This window comes from Kitasatospora sp. NPDC004723 (assembly GCF_040609255.1).
In the GTDB taxonomy this organism is placed as follows: domain Bacteria; phylum Actinomycetota; class Actinomycetes; order Streptomycetales; family Streptomycetaceae; genus Kitasatospora.
Genome location: NZ_JBEXJT010000005.1, coordinates 148,220 through 164,847, shown reverse-complemented (window position 1 = coordinate 164,847; position 16,628 = coordinate 148,220). Strand labels below are relative to the sequence as shown.

The 16,628-nt window shown below is 71.3% G+C and carries 16 protein-coding genes and 1 riboswitch; of the genes, 9 read left to right on the top strand and 7 right to left on the bottom strand.

The features are described 5' to 3' along the window. Positions 1 to 294: 294 nt before the first annotated feature. From coxB to ABZW10_RS08710, 4 genes are all read left to right on the top strand, one after another. On the top strand, positions 295 to 1,149 hold the full coding sequence (coxB, locus tag ABZW10_RS08725) for a cytochrome c oxidase subunit II (RefSeq protein ID WP_355361807.1): 855 nt from the start codon (positions 295 to 297) through the stop codon (positions 1,147 to 1,149). Between the two features lie 86 nt (positions 1,150 to 1,235). Next, the gene (gene ctaD / locus ABZW10_RS08720; protein WP_355362111.1) at positions 1,236 to 2,921 is read left to right on the top strand and encodes a cytochrome c oxidase subunit I; all 1,686 of its coding nucleotides are present in this window, start codon (positions 1,236 to 1,238) and stop codon (positions 2,919 to 2,921) included. Next, a complete protein-coding gene (locus ABZW10_RS08715; RefSeq protein ID WP_350549522.1) occupies positions 2,921 to 3,337 on the top strand; it encodes a cytochrome c oxidase subunit 4 in 417 nt (138 codons plus the stop codon). The genes ctaD and ABZW10_RS08715 overlap by 1 nt, the downstream gene beginning before the upstream one ends. Before the next feature lie 171 nt (positions 3,338 to 3,508). Next, complete coding sequence (locus ABZW10_RS08710; protein ID WP_355361805.1) at positions 3,509 to 4,771, top strand: Ig-like domain-containing protein; 1,263 nt, start codon at positions 3,509 to 3,511, stop codon at positions 4,769 to 4,771. A gap of 9 nt (positions 4,772 to 4,780) precedes the next feature. On the opposite strand, the gene ABZW10_RS08705 is transcribed toward ABZW10_RS08710, so the two are convergent. From ABZW10_RS08705 to ABZW10_RS08685, 5 genes are all read right to left on the bottom strand, one after another. Next, complete coding sequence (locus ABZW10_RS08705) at positions 4,781 to 5,164, bottom strand: GntR family transcriptional regulator (protein WP_355361803.1); 384 nt, start codon at positions 5,162 to 5,164, stop codon at positions 4,781 to 4,783. A 127-nt stretch (positions 5,165 to 5,291) separates the two neighbouring features. Next, on the bottom strand, positions 5,292 to 6,950 hold the full coding sequence (locus tag ABZW10_RS08700; RefSeq protein WP_355361801.1) for a ubiquinol-cytochrome c reductase cytochrome b subunit: 1,659 nt from the start codon (positions 6,948 to 6,950) through the stop codon (positions 5,292 to 5,294). Further along, a complete protein-coding gene (locus ABZW10_RS08695) occupies positions 6,947 to 8,005 on the bottom strand; it encodes a Rieske 2Fe-2S domain-containing protein (protein WP_355361799.1) in 1,059 nt (352 codons plus the stop codon). The genes ABZW10_RS08700 and ABZW10_RS08695 overlap by 4 nt, the downstream gene beginning before the upstream one ends. Before the next feature lie 8 nt (positions 8,006 to 8,013). Further along, positions 8,014 to 8,823: a c-type cytochrome gene (locus ABZW10_RS08690; protein ID WP_355361797.1), complete on the bottom strand. Its 810-nt coding sequence runs from the start codon at positions 8,821 to 8,823 to the stop codon at positions 8,014 to 8,016. 187 nt (positions 8,824 to 9,010) lie between these two features. Further along, entirely contained in the window at positions 9,011 to 9,631 is a 621-nt protein-coding gene (locus tag ABZW10_RS08685; RefSeq protein WP_355361795.1) for a heme-copper oxidase subunit III, read from the bottom strand. A 393-nt stretch (positions 9,632 to 10,024) separates the two neighbouring features. Here ABZW10_RS08685 and ABZW10_RS08680 point away from each other — a divergent pair, with 393 nt between their 5' ends. The 3 genes from ABZW10_RS08680 (at position 10,025) to ABZW10_RS08670 (ending at position 13,332) form a co-directional block, all read left to right on the top strand. Further along, the gene (locus ABZW10_RS08680; RefSeq protein WP_355361793.1) at positions 10,025 to 10,450 is read left to right on the top strand and encodes a hypothetical protein; all 426 of its coding nucleotides are present in this window, start codon (positions 10,025 to 10,027) and stop codon (positions 10,448 to 10,450) included. Positions 10,451 to 10,614: 164 nt separating this feature from the next. After that, complete coding sequence (gene trpD, locus ABZW10_RS08675) at positions 10,615 to 11,691, top strand: anthranilate phosphoribosyltransferase (RefSeq protein WP_355361792.1); 1,077 nt, start codon at positions 10,615 to 10,617, stop codon at positions 11,689 to 11,691. Between the two features lie 107 nt (positions 11,692 to 11,798). After that, a riboswitch (SAM riboswitch) is annotated at positions 11,799 to 11,916 on the top strand. A gap of 51 nt (positions 11,917 to 11,967) precedes the next feature. Further along, positions 11,968 to 13,332 (top strand): aminotransferase class V-fold PLP-dependent enzyme, encoded by a 1,365-nt coding sequence (locus ABZW10_RS08670; RefSeq protein ID WP_355361790.1) that lies wholly within the window; start codon positions 11,968 to 11,970, stop codon positions 13,330 to 13,332. 16 nt (positions 13,333 to 13,348) lie between these two features. On the opposite strand, the gene ABZW10_RS08665 is transcribed toward ABZW10_RS08670, so the two are convergent. Both ABZW10_RS08665 and ABZW10_RS08660 read right to left on the bottom strand, forming a co-directional pair. Next, positions 13,349 to 13,630 carry an Lrp/AsnC ligand binding domain-containing protein gene (locus tag ABZW10_RS08665; protein WP_355361788.1) on the bottom strand — a complete coding sequence of 94 codons (282 nt, stop codon included), beginning with the start codon at positions 13,628 to 13,630 and terminating at the stop codon, positions 13,349 to 13,351. Continuing rightward, on the bottom strand, positions 13,627 to 14,448 hold the full coding sequence (locus ABZW10_RS08660) for a rhomboid family intramembrane serine protease (RefSeq protein ID WP_355361786.1): 822 nt from the start codon (positions 14,446 to 14,448) through the stop codon (positions 13,627 to 13,629). The genes ABZW10_RS08665 and ABZW10_RS08660 overlap by 4 nt, the downstream gene beginning before the upstream one ends. 202 nt (positions 14,449 to 14,650) lie before the next feature. Here ABZW10_RS08660 and ABZW10_RS08655 point away from each other — a divergent pair, with 202 nt between their 5' ends. Both ABZW10_RS08655 and ABZW10_RS08650 read left to right on the top strand, forming a co-directional pair. Next, positions 14,651 to 14,905: a hypothetical protein gene (locus tag ABZW10_RS08655; RefSeq protein WP_355361784.1), complete on the top strand. Its 255-nt coding sequence runs from the start codon at positions 14,651 to 14,653 to the stop codon at positions 14,903 to 14,905. A 350-nt stretch (positions 14,906 to 15,255) separates the two neighbouring features. Further along, positions 15,256 to 16,557: an NYN domain-containing protein gene (locus tag ABZW10_RS08650; protein ID WP_355362109.1), complete on the top strand. Its 1,302-nt coding sequence runs from the start codon at positions 15,256 to 15,258 to the stop codon at positions 16,555 to 16,557. The last annotated feature ends 71 nt before the right edge of the window (positions 16,558 to 16,628 follow it).

Sequence of the window (16,628 nt, the reverse complement as noted above, 5' to 3'; positions counted from 1 at the left end):
CCCGAATGTCCGTATCGTCCGCGTCCGACGGGGCGTCACTCGTGTTGTCCGAGGTCATCCCCCGATCGGGCGTACGGACCCCGAATGCCTAGGATGACCTGCGGCGCAGCCCCTGCCGGGCCTGATCGGGTGCTCGGGCGGCGCGTTACCGGGACCTGCCCGTCAGCAGCGCATAAGGCTGGAGTAGGGTTTGGCCCGCATAAGCATTCAAACCGTGCCCGTGGACGGGTCGCCGAGGAGGGGAAACCTCCCCGGGGCGACGCGAAGGCGGGCGAGACTTCGGGAAGGCGCTACGTGAGTCCCAACGGCTCCGACCGCTCGCCGCGGCGCACGATGCGGCGGAAGCTGCCTCAGGCGCTGGCACTGGGCCTCGTCATCGCGACCGCCACCGGCTGCTCGGCCAACGACCTCCCCAGGCTTGGCCTCCCGAGCCCCGTCACCAAGGAAGGGCCGATGGTCCTCCACATGTGGCAGGGCTCCTGGATCGCGGCGCTGGTGGTCGGCGTACTGATGTGGGGTCTGATCATCTGGAGCGTGATCTTCCACCGGCGCAGCCGCACCGGCGTGCAGGTCCCCCCGCAGACCCGGTACAACGTGCCCATCGAGGCGCTCTACACCGCGGTCCCGATCATCATCGTGTCGGTCCTCTTCTACTTCGTCGCCCGCGACGAGTCGAAGCTGACCGCCGTCTCCGAGAAGCCGCAGCACACCGTCAACGTGGTGGGTTTCCAGTGGAGCTGGGCGTTCAACTACGAGAACACCGAGAACCCGGACCCGGCCAACGAGCAGGCCGCGTACGAGGTGGGTACCCCCGGCCAGCCGCCGACGCTGTACCTGCCGGTCGACGAGACGGTGCAGTTCCGCCTCACCTCTCGTGACGTGATCCACGACTTCTGGCCCATCAACTTCATGATGAAGATGGACGTCGTGCCGGGCGTGGTCAACAAGTTCGAGGTCACCCCGACCGTCAAGGGTGAGTACATGGGCAAGTGCGCCGAGCTCTGCGGCGTCGACCACTCGCGCATGCTGTTCAACGTGAAGGTCGTCGACCGTGCCGAGTACGACCAGCACCTGAAGGACCTGCGGGCCAAGGGTCAGACCGGCGCGGTGCCCTCCGGCATCACGACCATGGGAAGTGAAGAGAAGTGACCATCCTCAACGAGCCCGCCGCGGCCGGCGGGGGCGCCGGGGCCGTCACGGTCGGGGCGCAGCGGACCCGGAAGCCGGGTTCCACCATCATCAAGTGGCTCACCACCACTGACCACAAGACGATCGGCACCCTGTACCTGGGGACGTCGTTCGCCTTCTTCCTGATCGGCGGCATCCTCGCGCTGGTCATGCGTGCCGAGCTGGCTCGTCCCGGGACCCAGATCCTGTCGAACGAGCAGTTCAACCAGGCGTTCACGATGCACGGCACGGTCATGCTGCTGATGTTCGCGACGCCGCTGTTCGCCGGTTTCGCGAACTGGATCATGCCGCTGCAGATCGGCGCGCCGGACGTCGCGTTCCCGCGTCTGAACATGTTCGCCTACTGGCTGTACCTGTTCGGCTCGCTGATCGCCGTCGCCGGCTTCCTCACCCCGCAGGGTGCCGCCGACTTCGGCTGGTTCGCCTACGCGCCGCTGTCGGACGCGGTCCGCTCGCCGGGCATCGGCGCCGACATGTGGATCATGGGTCTGGCCTTCTCCGGCTTCGGCACCATCCTCGGTGCGGTCAACTTCATCACCACGATCATCTGCATGCGGGCCCCCGGCCTGACGATGTTCCGGATGTCGATCTTCACCTGGAACGTCCTGCTGACCGCGGTGCTGATCCTGCTGGCCTTCCCGGTGCTGGCCGCCGCGCTGTTCGCCCTGGAGGCGGACCGCAAGTTCGGGGCACACGTCTTCGATCCGGCCAACGGTGGTGCGCTGCTCTGGCAGCACCTGTTCTGGTTCTTCGGCCATCCCGAGGTGTACATCATCGCGCTGCCGTTCTTCGGCATCGTGTCGGAGATCATCCCGGTCTTCAGCCGCAAGCCGATGTTCGGCTACTCCGGCCTGATCGCGGCCACCATCGCGATCGCCGGTCTGTCGGTGACGGTGTGGGCCCACCACATGTACGTCACCGGCCAGGTGCTGCTGCCGTTCTTCTCCTTCATGACGTTCCTCATCGCCGTCCCGACCGGTGTGAAGTTCTTCAACTGGGTCGGCACCATGTGGAAGGGCTCGCTCAGCTTCGAGACCCCGATGCTGTGGACCGTCGGCTTCCTGGTCACCTTCCTCTTCGGTGGTCTGACCGGTGTGCTGCTGGCCTCCCCGCCGATCGACTTCCACGTCTCGGACTCGTACTTCGTCGTCGCCCACTTCCACTACGTGGTCTTCGGCACCGTCGTCTTCGCGATGTTCGCCGGCTTCCACTTCTGGTGGCCGAAGATGACCGGCAAGATGCTGGACGAGCGCCTCGGCAAGATCACCTTCTGGACGCTGTTCTTCGGCTTCCACACCACCTTCCTGGTGCAGCACTGGCTCGGCGCGGAGGGCATGCCCCGCCGCTACGCCGACTACCTGGCCGCCGACGGGTTCACCACCCTGAACACCGTCTCGACCATCGGCTCGTTCCTGCTCGGTCTGTCGATCCTGCCGTTCCTCTACAACGTCTGGAAGACCGCCAAGTACGGCGAGAAGATCGAGGTCGACGACCCGTGGGGCTACGGCCGCTCGCTGGAGTGGGCGACCTCCTGCCCGCCGCCGCGGCACAACTTCCTCACCCTGCCCCGGATCCGCTCCGAATCCCCGGCCTTCGACCTCCACTACCCGGAGATCGCCGCGCTGGACTACCTGGAGAACCACGGCGAGCCGGCCAAGCACCTCGCCGGTGTGACCCCGGCGAAGTACGACGCGCCGCAGCTGGGCAAGGGCAAGAAGGAGGGTGACGTCTGATGAAGGAACAGGGCAAGATCTTCCTGGGCCTGTCGGTCTTCGTGCTGGCCATGGCGATCACCTACGGCCTGTGGACCAACAGCTCCGACCACGGCATCGAGGCGGCCGGCACCACCGCGCTGTTCCTCGCCTTCGGTCTGTGCGCCTTCATCGGCTACTACCTCGCCTTCACCGCCCGCCGGGTGGACAGCGGCGCGGGTGACAACCCCGAGGCCGAGGTCGCGGACGACTCCGGCGAGCTGGGCTTCTTCGCCCCGCACAGCTGGCAGCCGCTCTCGCTCGCGATCGGCGGCGCGCTCGCCTTCCTCGGTGTGATCTTCGGCTGGTGGCTGATGTTCTGGTCGCTCCCGATCATCCTGATCGGCCTGTTCGGCTGGGTCTTCGAGTTCTACCGGGGCGAGAACCAGAATCAGTAGGCACTGGCTCCCTCGCACAGGGCCGGGCATCCCGCACGGGATGCCCGGCCCTGTTGCGTCCCCGGAGTGACGGCCTCACCCTGCCGGCCCAACGGCGCCCCGTTCGGATGTCGCTCCGCCGGAGGCGGTTCCTACGATCTGACCAATCGTGCGAAACCCCGGGAGGCGGTCATGGCCGACAGACGCGCAGTCGCGGGTCTCGGTGGCATCACCCTGGCCCTCGCCGTGCTGGTCCCGCTGGCGGGCTGCACCGCCGGCGGCGGCGAGGACGTCGCCGAGGCGGTCCGCAAGGTCGACGCCGCCGCGCTGGTGCACCTGTCCGCCACCGACCGGGCGGACCCCTCCCAGCCGGTCACGGTGACCGCCGAGGCGGGCAGCCGGCTGACCGACGTCACCGTGGTCGGCCCGGACGGGCGGACGGTCGCCGGGCGGCTCTCGGACGACCAGCGCAGCTGGCAGACCACCGGCCGGCTCAAGGCCGGCACCTCCTACAGCGTGCGGATCGCCGCCGACGACGGCCGCGGTGGCCGTGGCGAGACCACCGCCGGCTTCTCCACCCTGGCCGCCCAGCACCTGCTGACCGCCAAGCTCGGCCCGGACTCCTCCGGCAGCGGCGTCTACGGCGTGGGCCAGCCGCTCACCGTCCAGCTCTCCGAGGCCGTCAAGGACCCGCAGGCCCGCCAGGAGGTGGAGCGCGCGCTGACGGTGACCTCGCAGCCCGCCGTCACCGGCGGCTGGTACTGGGTGGACGACAAGAACCTGCACTTCCGCCCCGAGGAGTACTGGCCGACCGGCACCACCGTCAGCCTGGCCTTCGAGGCCACCGGCAGCCGGATCTCCGACGGCCTGTACGGCGGCGACCGTGCCGCCCTGGCGCTGCGGATCGGCGAGCGGGTCGAGACCGTGGTCGACGCCGCCGCGCACGAACTGACCCTCAAGCGGGACGGCCGGCCGGTGCGGACGATCCCGGTCACCACCGGCAAGCCCGGCTTCGACACCCGCAACGGTGTCAAGGTGGTGCTCGGCCAGGAGCGCAAGGTCCGGATGAGCGGCGAGACCATCGGCATAGCGGCCGGCAGCCAGGAGTCCTACGACCTCGACGTCGAGTGGGCCACCCGGGTCACCTGGAGCGGCGAGTACGTGCACGCCGCGCCCTGGTCGGTGGGCTCCCAGGGGGTGGACAACGTCAGCCACGGCTGTACCGGGATGAGCACCGAGAACGCCCACTGGTTCTACCAGAACACCAGGGTGGGGGACCTGGTGACGGTGGTGAACAGCGCGGGCAAGTCCATGGAGCCGTTCGGCAACGGCTTCGGCGACTGGAACATCGCCTGGACCGACTGGGTCAAGCACAGCGCCCTCGGCGGACCCGTCAGCACCACCGCCCCGGTCACCCGGGCGCCCGCCACCGGGATGATCGCCCCGCAGCTCTGAGCGGCCCGCTCAGCCCGCCGCGGCGTCGTCCCCGTACGCCACCCGCAGCGCGCCGTCCACGGCGCCCAGGGCGTCCGCCAGCGGCAGCCCGAGCCGCCGGACCCGCTCGGCGTACTCGGCGGCGGCCGCGGCGGCCAGCCGGTGCGCGGAGTCGCCGACCGCGGCGATCAGGGTGCCGCGCCGGCCGTGCGTCTCCACCACCCCGTCGGCCTCCAGCTCCCGGTAGGCGCGGGCGACCGTCCCGGCGGCCAGCCCGAGCTGCTCGGCCAGCGCGCGGACGGTGGGCAGCCGCAGCCCGGTGGCCAGCTCGCCGCTGCGGGCCTGCTCGGCGATCCGGGCGCGGATCTGCTCGTACGGGGGAGTGGCGGAGGCGGGGTCGACGGACAGCTGCACGGTGGACTCCTGACGTTCGCTGCGGACGGGGGACACGGGTGCGGGGGAGGGTACGGCAAAGCCCGAGGGCCGCCGACCAGAACTCTGGTCAGCGGCCCTCGGGTGCGACGCGGCGACGCGTACGGGATCAGTGGTGGCCGTGGCCGCTGGTGATCTCGTGGTGCTCCTCGGCGGTCGGCTTGGGGATCTGGCTGCCCTCGCCGTAGAAGCCGCGGGCGAGCTTCGCCCGGGTCCGGCTGACGACGCCGGCCTTGCGGGCCACGCCGTTCTCGTCGGTCCCGGCCGGCAGCTCGTACGGCTGCACCTGCTCGTGCGCGGTGAGCTTGTGCAGGTCCTGCTGCGGCAGCTGGGCGTGCACCTCGATGAACTCGCCGTGCGGCAGGCGCTTGATGACGCCGGTCTCGCGGCCGTGCAGCACCTTCTCCTTGTCGCGGCGCTGGAGGCCGAGGCACCAGCGCTTGGTGACGATGAAGGTCACGACCGGGACGACGAAGAAGCCGACGCGGACGAAGTAGGTGACCGAGTTGATCGACAGGTGCAGGTGGGTGGCGAACAGGTCGTTGCCACCGGCCACCAGGAGGAGCAGGTAGAGGCTGATCCAGGCGGCACCCAGGGCGGTGCGGACCGGGGCGTTGCGCGGACGGTCCAGGATGTGGTGCTCGCGCTTGTCGCCGGTGATCCAGCCCTCGATGAAGGGGTAGAGCGCGATCGAGACCAGCACCAGCGGGAAGATCGCCAGCGGGACCATGACACCCAGGTTCAGGGTGTGGCCCCAGAGGCCGATCTCCCAGCCCGGCATGACACGGATCAGGCCCTCGGAGAAGCCCATGTACCAGTCGGGCTGGGCGTCCGTGGACACCTGGTCCGGACGGTACGGGCCGACCGACCAGATCGGGTTGATCGTGGCGAGCGCCGAGATGGCGGCGATCAGGCCGAACACCAGGAAGAAGAAGCCACCGGCCTTGGCCATGTAGACCGGCATCAGCGGCATGCCGACGACGTTCTTCTCGGTCTTGCCCGGGCCCGCCCACTGGGTGTGCTTGTGGTAGAAGACCAGGATCAGGTGCGCCACCAGCAGGCCGAGCATGATGCCCGGGATCAGCAGCACGTGGATGGTGAAGAACCGCGGCACGATGTCGGTGCCGGGGAACTCGCCCCCGAACAGGAACATCTGGATGTAGGTGCCGACCAGCGGGACCGCGAGGATCGCGCCTTCCATGAACCGGATACCGGTGCCCGAGAGCAGGTCGTCGGGCAGCGAGTAGCCGAAGAAGCCGTCGAACATGCCGAGGACCAGCAGCAGGAAGCCGAAGACCCAGTTGATCTCGCGCGGCTTGCGGAACGCGCCCGTGAAGAAGACGCGCAGCATGTGCACGAGCATCGCCGCGACGAAGACCAGGGCGGCCCAGTGGTGGATCTGGCGGACCAGCAGGCCGCCGCGCACCTCGAAGCTGATGTCGACGGTCGAGGCGTAGGCCTCGGACATCGGGAGGCCCTTGAGCGGCACGTACGAGCCGTCGTAGATGACCTCGCCCATCGAGGGCTTGAAGAACAGCGTCAGGTAGACGCCGGTCAGGATGATGATGACGAAGGTGTAGAGGCAGATCTCGCCCAGCATGAAGGACCAGTGGTCCGGGAAGATCTTCCGCAGGTTGGCCTTGGCGAGGGAGTAGATCCCCAGCCGGCCGTCCGTCCAGTCCGCGGCCTGTTCCCACTTGTTCGCGGGCTTGGCGCGCGTGCTGGCGGGCTTGGCGGCGCCGGAGGTGGTGCTGCTCGCACTGCTCATCGAGCACGCTCCCAGAAGCTCGGGCCGACGGCTTCGTCGAAGTCGCCGTGGGCGACCAGGAAGCCCTTCTCGTCAGTGGTGATCTTCAGCTGCGGCAGGGGGTGGCCGGCCGGGCCGAAGATGACGCGCGCGCCGTCCGCCAGGTCGAAGGTCGACTGGTGGCAGGGGCAGAGCGCGTGGTGGGTCTGCTGCTCGTACAGGCTGATCGGGCAGCCGACGTGGGTGCAGATCTTGGAGTAGGCGAGGATGCCCTCGAAGCCCTTCTCCTTGGACTTCTCGTCCTTGATGTCCTCCGGCGCGATGCGCACCAGCATGAGGGCGTCCTTCGCGATGCGAACCTGGAAGTCCTCGGAGTGCGTGGTCAGGCCCTCGGGCATCGCGAAGGTCAGCGACCCCTGAACGATGTCCTCGGCCTTCATCGGCAGGTTGGTGTTCATGTTGATCAGCTGGAGCGGCTTGGCGTCGGTGGCCTCGTCCCAGCCGGTGTGCTGCAGCTTGTCCTCGGGCAGCGGGCCCAGGTCGCGGAGCAGGACCACGCCGGAGAGCGGGACCAGCGCCATCGAACCGATGAGGGTGTTGCGGATCATCTTGCGGCGGCCGAAGCCGGACTCCGCGGCACCGGTCTTGAACTGCTCGATGACGTCCGCGCGGACCTCGTCGTCGGCCTCGATCGGGTGACGCTCGGCCGGGATCTCGTGGTCCGACATCAGGGTGCGGGCCCAGTGGACCGCGCCCGCGCCGATGAGGAACAGCGCCGCGCCCAGGGTCATGCCGAGCGCGAAGTTCAGCGCGCTGACATGGCCCAGCGGCCAGATGTAGACGATCTTGTCCGGGTCGATGGCCACGTACGAGGCGATGAAGCCGATGGTGGCGAGCATCGAGAGGACGAACATCAGCGACACCTGACGCTCGGCCCGCTTGGCGGCCCGCTCGTCGATGTCGGTGCGGCGCGGCTCGTGGGCCGGCAGACCGGGGTCGGCGAACGGATCGCCGTGGGCAGCCACCTCGTGGTGCCCGGCGGAGCCGTGCGACTCCGGCAGGTTCTCTTCTGACATGTCGTGGCTCATGACTTCTTGGCCTTGGTGGTGTGGGCGGCGACCCAGATCGCGACCAGGATGAGCGCGCCGAGACCGAAGATCCAGCCGAACAGACCCTCGGTCACCGGACCGAGGCTGCCGAGCGTGAGACCGCCGGGGTTGGGCTCATCGTTGGTGGTGTGGCGGACGAAGGCCACGATCTGCTTCTTCTGCTCCTCGGGCATGGTGCTGTCCGGGAACGACGGCATGTTCTGCGGGCCGGTCTGCATGGCCTCGTAGATGTGCTTGGCGTCCACGCCCTCCAGCGACGGGGCGTACTTGCCCTGGGTCAGGGCACCGCCCTGGCCGGAGAAGTTGTGGCACTGGGCGCAGTTGGTGCGGAACAGCTCGCCACCCTTGGACAGATCCTCGGGGTTGGTCGAGGTGTACTGCTCCTCGGTCGGCGTCACCGGACCGGGGCCGAGCGAGGCGACGAAGGCGGCGAGCTGGTCGATCTCCGCCTGCGAGTAGATGTTCGGCTTGCGCGGCACCTGGGCGCCGGGCTGCTGGGCCGGCATGCGGCCGGTGCCCACCTGGAAGTCCACCGCGGCGGAGCCGACGCCGACGAGGCTCGGACCGTCACTGGAACCCTGGCCGTTCAGGCCGTGGCAGGAGGAGCAGCCCACGGCGAAGAGCTTCTTGCCCTCGTCGATCGCGAGCGACTGCGCGGCGACGTCGGCCTGCGCCTTGTCGGCGGGCGCGAACGCGGCGTACAGCCCCCCGGTTGCCGCCAGGGCGAGAAGTAGGACGACCAGCGCCGCCAGTGGGTGGCGCCGTCGTGCGGAGAGCTTTTTCACGGAATAACCCCGGTGTCAGGATCTGGTCGACTGGTGGGTGCACCCGGCGGCCGGTCTGGCCGGCACGAGGCTGCCTGTCTAGGGCTGCGCGCGCGGTCGGTCGGTGGGAGCGTCGGCACCGGCGAAATCGGGCCGTCGCCGGTGAGGGCGGGACCCGAGGCCGGTGGCCAGCGACCTGATCAGCTGGTTACTTGATCAGGTAGATGGTCGCGAACAGGCCGATCCACACGACGTCGACGAAGTGCCAGTAGTACGACACCACGATCGCGGCGGTGGCCTGCTCGTGAGTGAAGCGCTTGGCTGCGTACGTCCGTCCCAGGACCAGCAGGAAGGCGATCAGACCACCCGTCACGTGCAGACCGTGGAAGCCGGTGGTCAGGTAGAACACCGTGCCGTACGGGTCGGAGGACAGCGAGAGGCCGTCCTTCTTGACCAGCTCGGTGTACTCGAAGATCTGGCCGCCGATGAAGATCGCGCCCATCACGAAGGTCAGGGTGAACCACGAGCGGAGCTTCTTCACGTCACCGCGCTCGGCAGCGAAGACGCCGAGCTGGCAGGTGAGCGAGGAGAGCACCAGGATCGTGGTGTTGACCGAGGAGAAGGGCACGTTGAGGGCGTGCGCCTTCTCGGTCCAGAACTCCGGCCCCTTGACGGAGCGGAGCGTGAAGTACATCGCGAAGAGGGCCGCGAAGAACATCAACTCGGAACTGAGCCAGACGATCGTTCCGACGCTGACCATGTTCGGCCGGTTGACCGATCCGTGCGCGTGCCCGGTTTCTACTGCTGTTGCTGTCGCCACGACGGACATTATGTCGGTCCCTTATTCCGTCTTCACGCCGGGGGGTCTCCCTCGGAGTGTCCGGTGCGTGCGGTATGCCCCCCTGGCACCCCGCGGACCGCACCCACCCGTGCTGAGCAGCGGCGTGTCCCTTTTCTGACGGTTCCTCGAAGGCCCTTCCGGGGGCCCTGGCGGCGTGTCGCGGCGGTCCTGCGGGGCCATCGGTAGTAAGGGGAGAGACCACTCGTCCGCCGTACGGGTGGTCCGTGCGGGCGGGGGTGACGCGCCGTGCTCCGCCCGGACCAGTGGCGGGCGGCGGCGGTTCGGGGAGGATCTCGCGGGAAGGGCTCGGCGGCGGGTGATCGGGAGTAGCATCCGGGGAGAGGCGAACGTGGTCCGGATCACACGTGAGGGAGCAGGCCCATGGCGTACACGACCGACGAGACGCTGACCGTTCTCGTCTACAGCCACGACCGCACCACCCGCGAGCAGGTGCTGACCGCTCTCGGCCGGCGGCCCGCGGAGGACCTGCCGGAGCTGGACCACCTGGAGTGCGCGACCACTCCCGCGGTGCTCAAGGCGCTGGAGAAGGGCGGTGTCGACCTCTGCGTCCTGGACGGCGAGGCGGTGCCGGCCGGCGGGCTCGGGCTCGCCCGGCAGCTGAAGGACGAGATCTACGGCTGCCCGCCGCTGCTGGTGCTGATCGGCCGGCCGCAGGACTCCTGGCTGGCCGCCTGGAGCCGGGCCGACGCGGCGATCTCCCAGCCGGTGGACCCGGTGGCGCTGGCCGAGGCCGTCGCCACCCTGCTGCGGGCGCGGGTGGCCAAGCGGGCGCCCGCCTCGCGGTAGGCGGCCCGGCCGTCCGGGGCGGCCGTCCGGGGCGGCCGTCTCACCTCGCGTCTCAGTACAAGAGAAGAAGGGCGAACGGCGGAGCCCCGGCACCCGCCGCTCGATAGGCTGACTCCGTCCCTACGTCCTTCCCCGTCCGCGGGGAGCGAGAGCTGGAGTCAGCCATGGTGAACGCGCACCCTGCGAACGGCGGTAGCGAGCCCGCGCAGGTGGTCCGCACCTGGCCCGACATCCTGTCGGCGCTGCTGAGGGGGGAGGACCTCGACCGCGCGGCCACCGCGTGGGCGATGGACCGGATCATGAGCGGGGAGGCCTCCCCGGTGCAGATCGCCGGCTTCATGGTGGCGCTGCGGGCCAAGGGCGAGACGGTCGACGAGATCTCCGGTCTGGTGGACTCGATGTACTCGCACGCCGAGCCGCTGTCCATCCCCGGTCCGGCGGTGGACATCGTCGGCACCGGCGGCGACCGGGCCAAGACCGTCAACATCTCCACCATGTCGGCGATCGTCGCCGCGGCGGCCGGCGCCAAGGTGGTCAAGCACGGCAACCGGGCCGCCTCCTCGGCGAGCGGCTCCTCGGACGTGCTGGAGAAGCTGGGCATCAGCCTGAACCTGCGCCCGCGCCGGGTCGCCGAGATCGCCGAGGAGGTCGGGCTCACCTTCTGCTTCGCGGCCACCTTCCACCCGTCGATGCGGTACGCCGGTCCGGCCCGCAGCGAGCTCGGGGTGCCGACCGCCTTCAACATCCTCGGCCCGCTCACCAACCCGGCCCGGGTGACCTCGCACGCCATCGGCTGCTTCGACACCCGCCTCGCCGGGCTGATCGCCGGGGTGCTGGCGCAGCGCGGCGCCGCCGCGCTGGTCTTCCGGGGCGACGACGGGCTGGACGAACTCACCATCACCACCACCTCGCGGGTCTGGATCGTCCGGGACGGCGCCGTCACCGAGACCACCTTCGACCCGCGCGAGGTCGGCATCGAGCCGGTCGGCATCGAGGCGTTGCGCGGCGGGGACCCGTCGTACAACGCGGAGGTCGCGCGCCGGCTGCTGGCCGGGGAGCACGGGCCGGTGCGCGACGCGGTGCTGCTGAACTCGGCGGCCGCGCTGGTGGCGCTGGAGCTGACCGACGCGCCGCTCGCCGAGCAGCTCGGCACGGCCATGCGGCGCACCGCGGCGGCCATCGACTCCGGCGCGGCGGGCGATCTGCTGAAGCACTGGTCGGAGGCCACCGCCCGGCCGTGACGCGGGAATCGGGGCCCGGGGGAGCAGCATCCCCCGGGCCCTTCCGGCTGTCCGGGATGCGGACTCCTGTTTGACCGCGGGACGGACGCGACCTAGAGTCTTCGCCAGGTCATGAGCGACAGCGTCAAGCCCCAGCTGGCTGTCCGGCAACCCTCCGTCCGTGGCGGGGTGCCCTGGGTGAGGACCGGGTCGCGTGGCGCATCGTCCGCGTGGCAAGCGCGGACGCCGGACCGACAACACTCCCGGGGTCCCTGACCCGTACAGGAGTGCATCCTCATGTCCGTCGGCACCTCTCTCCGCGCCCCCCTCGCCGTCCTCGGCCACGACGTCCAGGTCCCGCTGGCCAACGGTGACAAGGTCGGCTACGCGGCGCTCGACTACGCGGCCAGCTCCCCGGCGCTCCAGCGGGTCTGGGACGACGTCGCCGCCTACGCCCCGTACTACGGCAGCGTGCACCGCGGCGCCGGCTACCTGTCGCAGCTCTCCACCGACCTGTTCGAGCAGAGCCGCCGCACCGTCACCGAGTTCCTCGACCTGCGCGAGGGCGACCAGGTGGTCTTCACCCGCGCCACCACCGACTCGCTCAACCTGCTGGCCGGCGCCGTCCCGGCGGGGACCCAGGTGTTCGCCTTCGAGACCGAGCACCACGCCTCGCTGCTGCCCTGGGCGCACGCCGGTCTGGCCGTCACCTACCTGCGCGCCCCCCGCTCGCACGCCGAGGCGGTCGAGGCCTTCGACGCCGCGCTGGCCGCCTCGCCCGAGGGCCCGAAGCTGCTCTGCGTCACCGGCGCCTCCAACGTCACCGGCGAGCTCTGGCCGGTCGCCGAGCTGACCCGCACCGCCCACCGGCACGGTGCCCGGGTGGTGCTGGACGCCGCGCAGCTGGCCCCGCACCACCGGGTCTCGGTGCGCGAGCTGGACGTCGACTGGATCGCCTTCTCCGGCCACAAGCTGTACGCGCCGTTCGGCGCCGGGGTGCTGGCCGGCCGGGCCGACTGGCTGGACGCGGCCGACCCGTACCTGGCCGGCGGCGGCGCCACCCGCACGGTGGCCCGGGAGGCCGACGGCTCGGTGGCCGTGCAGTGGCACACCGGCCCGGCCCGGCACGAGGCCGGCTCGCCCAACGTCATCGGCGCCTACGCCATCGCCTCGGCCTGCCGGGCGCTCACCGAGGCCGGCTTCGACGCGCTGGAGGCCCGTGAGCGGGCGCTGGTCGCGCGGCTGAAGGCCGGGCTGGCCGAGATCCCCGAGGTCCGGGTGCTGAACCTGTTCGGCGCGGACTCGGACCGGGTGGGCGTGCTCTCCTTCGTCGTCCGGGGCTGGAACAGCTCGCACTTCTCGGCCGCGCTGTCCGCCGAGTACGGCATCGGGGTGCGCGACGGCCTGTTCTGCGCCCACCCGCTGGTCCGCACGCTGCTCGGCGACGAGGAGGCCGCGCCCTCGGAGTGCGGCGCGCCGGAGCCCTCGCTGCCCGGCGAGCGCAGCCTGAACGCCATCCGGGTGAGCTTCGGTGCGGGTACCCCGGACGAGCACGTGGACCGGTTCCTGACCGCCGTCCGCGAGCTGGTCACGGACGGCGCGGCCTGGACCTACCGCAACGAGGGCGGCCGCTGCGTCGCGGACACCCGCCGGGAGGGCTGAGGCCCCGCCGACGGCGCTACTCGTCCAGACCGATCGAGAAGGCCGCTTCCAGGTCGTGCTGGGAGTAGGTGCGGAAGGCGATCTGGGTCTCGGTGTGGGCGACACCCGGGACCTTGTTGAGCCGGCCGGGAATCACCTCGGCGAGGTCGTCGTGCCGGCCCACCCGCACCATCGCGACCAGGTCGTAGCCGCCGGTCACCGAGTAGACCTCGCTGACGCCCTCGATGGCGGCGATCGCCTCGGCGATCTCCGGGATGCGGTCGACGCTGGTCTTGATCAGGACGATGGCGGTGATCACGGTGGCGTACTCCTTTGTGAGGTGCCGCCAGCGTATCGGGCGGTCCGGGGCCGGCGCCCGGTCAGGGTGCAGGCGTAGAGGAACCCGGCCGCGAAGCCGATCACGTGCACCAGGTACGCCACGCCGGGCCCGGCGGCGTGCACCGACCACCACTGCAGGGCGAACCAGAGCCCGAGCACCAGCCAGGCCGGGAAGCGCAGCGGCAGGAAGAGCAGCAGCGGGACGAGCGTGGTGACCCGGGCCCGCGGGTGGAAGCGCAGGTAGGCGCCGAGCACGGCGGAGATCGCCCCGGAGGCGCCGATCAGCACCCGGGTCGCGTCCGGCGAGTGCGCCTCGGCCAGTGCGAAGCCGTAGGTGGTCAGCGCCCCGGACGCCAGATAGAAGAGGAGGAACCGGGGGCGCCCCAGCCGCCGCTCCACGGTGGGGCCGAAGACGTGCAGGAAGAGCAGGTTGCCCAGCAGGTGGAGCCAGCCGCCGTGCAGGAAGAGCGCGCTGAGCACGGAGAGCGCCGGGTGCTTGCCCGGGGTGGGCGCGGCCGGGCAGCCGGGCACCGGGTCGGGGGCCTCGGCGAGCTGGCCGGCGGTCAGCGGGCGACCGGTCAGCAGTTCGGCGGGGACGGCCCCCCAGCGCTGCTCGTAGCGCTGCTCCGCGCAGACCCGGGCCCGGCCGTGGCCGTAGAGCGGGTTGAGCCCGGCGGCCGGTCCGAGCAGGAAGACCGCGGTGTTGAGCGCGATCAGCGCGTAGCAGACGGCCGGTGCGGCGGCGGCCGGACGGCCGAGGCGCGCGCCGGTGAGGTCGGGGAGGACCGGGAGGGCCATGGGCCCCAGCATCCCTCCGGCACGCGGCGCCCACCGTGCGGTTACGGCAGGTGGGCTACCCGGTGCGGGCCGGTCGGCCGGTGGCCGTGAAGGTTGCCCCAGGCAATAGGCTTGGGGCGGGCAATCCCGCCTCCCGCCGCCGACGCCGGGGCTCCGGGGGGAGCGCCTGAGCCCACCCAGGGACCACCCGAGAGGACCCCCGATGACCGTCCCCGCCCTGACCGCCGAGACGCGCTGGCGCTGCACGCTCTGCGGCAACCTGACCCGCTTCGACGTGACCCGGACCGCCCGGGTGACCGAGTTCCTCCACTTCGACCTGGCCGGCGAGTCGAAGGTCGAGGAGACCCAGGTGCTCAGCGAGACCGTCGAGTCGGTGCGCTGCCGCTGGTGCAACGCGGTGGACCAGGTCGAACTGGTCGCCCGCCCGGGCGCGGCCGACGGCGCCGAGCAGGCCTGACCGCCTGATCCGTGCGGCGGGCGGTGCGGGGCATGGCCGACCGCCGCACAGGACAATACAGAGAGAACGCACGAGTGTGACGGGGGCGGCGGCCGGGGGCCGTACCCCGCTGGACCAGGATCGGAGCCGAGGACGTGGTGGACGCAGCGAAGGAGCCCGGCGGGCCGCAGGGGCGGCAGCCCGCTGTGGACGCGCGGACGCCGGACGCGGCGGGGGCCGCCCCCTCCGGCACCGACGCCCCGGCCGAGGCGGCCGCCGGCGAGGAGTCGGGCGGCGGTGACGAGCCGGCGGCAGCCGTCGACGGGTCGGCCCGGGACGTCGCGGGCAGCGCGACGGGCGGCGCCGAGACCCTGGACCGGCCGCTGCCCGAGGGCGTGCGCCGGCGTGTGGTGGGCCTGGCCTCCGACGCGCTCGGCGGGCTGCCGCTCGCGGAACTGCCCCAGTCGCTGCGCCAGTACGCCAAGTTCACCCCCGCGCGCCGGGCCAAGTACGCGGCGACCGCGCTGGCGGCGGCGCTGGAGGCGGAGCCGGCCTTCCGGTCGCGGATAGCGGAGCGGCTGCGACTGGGCCAGCCGGACCTGGTCAGGGCCCTGGAGTCGGGCACCGTGCCGGGCGCCGCGGACCCGATGGACGTCGCGGCGGCCGCCTACCTGGTGCGCTCCGCGGGGTGGAGCCGGCTGGTCGCCGAGGCCGGCGAGGAGGCCGAGCGGGCGGGTGCCGAGGGCGCGGCGGCCGAGGCGGCCCGGCTGGTGGAGAAGCTGCAGGCCGAGCTGGCCGAGGTGCGCTCGGCGGCGCGCGCCGACCTGGACCGCCAGCGGGCCGAGTCGGAGGACGTCCGCCGGGAGGCGGATTCGCTGCGCCGCAGGCTGCGGTCGCTGGAGAGCGACACCCGGAGGGCGCAGGCGGAGACCCGTAAGGTGGCCGCCGAGCTGGAGGCGGTCAGGGCGCAGGCGGCGGCCGAGCGGAACACGGCGGAGAGCGAGGCGCGCCGGCTGCGGCACCGGGTCACGGAGCTGGAGAACGCCGCCGAGCAGGGGCGCCGGTCGGCCCGTGAGGGGCGCGGCGTCGAGGACATGCGGCTGCGGCTGCTGCTGGACACCGTGCTGCAGTCGGCGCAGGGGCTCCAGCGGGAGCTGGCGCTGCCGGTGTCCCAGATCCGCCCGGCGGACCTGGTGGAGGCGGTGGAGCCGGGCTCGGCCTCGCCGCACGACGTGGCGCGGCGCGGCCTGGCCGAGGACGATCCGGCGCTGCTGGACCAGCTGCTGGCGATCCCGCAGGTCCATCTGGTGGTGGACGGCTACAACGTGACCAAGACGGGCTATCCGACGCTGCCGCTGGAGCAGCAGCGGATCCGGCTGCTGGGCGGGCTGGCGATGCTGGCGCAGCGCACCCAGGCGGAGGTCACCTGTGTGTTCGACGGCCAGGACCTGGACGTGCCGGTGATCATGGCGCCGCCGCGCGGGGTGCGGGTGCGGTTCAGCCGGACCGGGGAGACGGCGGACGAGCTGATCCGCCGACTGGTCCGGGCGGAGCCGCAGGGGCGCCCGGTGGTGGTGGTCTCCACCGACCGGGAGGTCGCGGAGGGCGTGCGGAAGGCCGGCGCGCGCCCCGTCGCATCGGTCCTGCTGCTGAACCGGCTGGCCCGGCCGTAACCGCCCCCGGGCGCGAGCAGGCCGGCATGACGGCTGGTCAGCGCCCTGATGGCAATGTTGTGCGAGTTCTG